This is a genomic window from Streptomyces sp. NPDC019890 (genome assembly GCF_044903445.1).
Classification (GTDB): domain Bacteria; phylum Actinomycetota; class Actinomycetes; order Streptomycetales; family Streptomycetaceae; genus Streptomyces.
Map to the genome: position 1 here is coordinate 1 of NZ_JBJDQK010000091.1, position 1,533 is coordinate 1,533.

The following is a 1,533-nucleotide window of genomic DNA, read 5'->3' on the forward strand; positions in this document are numbered from 1 at the left end:
GTCGCGTCGAGGAGGTGCTGAGTGAGCTCAAACTCGACCCCCATGCCGGCAAACGCATCGCCGCGCTCTCCGGTGGGCAGCAAAAGCGCGTCTCTGTCGCCATGGAACTGCTGACCAGACCCTCGCTCATGTTCCTGGACGAGCCGACCTCCGGCCTGGACCCCGGCATGGACCGCGACGTCATGCAACTGCTGCGACGACTCGCTGACGACGGCAGGACCATCATCGTGGTGACCCACTCGGTCCGGGAGTTGGAGTTGTGTGACAAGGTGCTGGTCCTGGCCCCGCGCGGATCCGTGGCGTACTACGGTCCGCCCAAGACGGCACTGGAATTCTTCGGGTACGAGCAGTGGGCCGACGTCTTCTCCGCCTTCGAGGAGGAACGCGAGTCCGACTGGTCCGGACGGTGGCGCGAGTCGAGGCAGCACCTGGCCTCCTTGGTCACCCCGCAGCAGACGGGCACACGGGCGGGGCATGCAGCGCACGAGGACGTTCATCCGCCGAAGCCACCTCGCTGGACGGCTCAGCTCTTCACCCTCGTCCGCCGGTACCTGGCGGTCGTGGCCTCCGACAAGGGGTTCGTCGGCCTGATGGCCCTCCTGCCGGTCGTCCTGGGCCTGGCCAACACCGTGATACCTGCTGACTTCGGCCTGCGAAAAGCACCCGACGGCAAGACGAACGTCGAGGCCGGCACCGTCCTGTTGTCCCTGGTCATCAGCATGTGCTTCATCGGCACCGCGAACTCTGTCCGGGAGTTGGTCAAGGAACGGGTGATCTACGAGAGGGAACGGGCGGCGGGCGTGTCCAGATCCGCCTACCTGATGTCGAAGATCACGGTGCTGGGGCTGATCACGGGCTTGCAGGGCATCATCCTGTGCGCGCTCAGCCTTGCACCGCGCGAACTGCCCTCAGAAGGCGTAGTCGTGAAAAGCACCCCGGTTCTAGAGATGGCATTCGTCATCACGCTGCTCGGGTTCACCTCCATGATGTGCGGTCTGGTCATCTCCGCACTGGTGAAGACTGCCGAGAAAACCATGCCTCTGCTGGTTGTCTTTTCTGTTGCCCAGTACATGTTCTCAGGCATCGTCTTCAAACTCTTCGACAATCCCGGTGTTGAACACGTGGCCAGGCTGATGCCATCACGGTGGGCCGTCGCAGCAGAAGGCGCAACACTCGACCTCGGGCAGCTGCTCGGTCCCCAGGACAAGACGGCTCCTGACGCCACCGACCCCCTGTGGCGTCACACCTTCGGCCAGTGGCTGACCGACACAGGAACGCTGCTCGGCGCGGCAATCGTCTGCGCGCTGCTCACCATCCAGTTCCTGCGCCGCCACGAACCGGAAGTCGTACGAAAACGCTGAGTCCCCGCGACCTCAACCGAGGGCTCCTCGCCGCCACCGGAACGGTTCTGACCCCTCACGGCGAGGCCGACGGCCTGCGGGTGCTTCGCGCTGTCGTCAGGTGAGAGAGTGCCGACGGCAGTCGATCGTCGGCCGTTCATCCCGGATCGGCAGGAATGATCGGGAATCTACC

1 protein-coding gene is annotated in these 1,533 nt (G+C 64.4%); it reads left to right on the forward strand.

Annotated elements, in window-relative coordinates; translation table 11 throughout:
* Positions 1–1,361: ABC transporter permease (locus ACI2LP_RS34415; protein ID WP_404728469.1), on the forward strand; the 1,361-nt coding region annotated here is incomplete at its 5' end.
* Positions 1,362–1,533 lie beyond the last annotated feature (172 nt).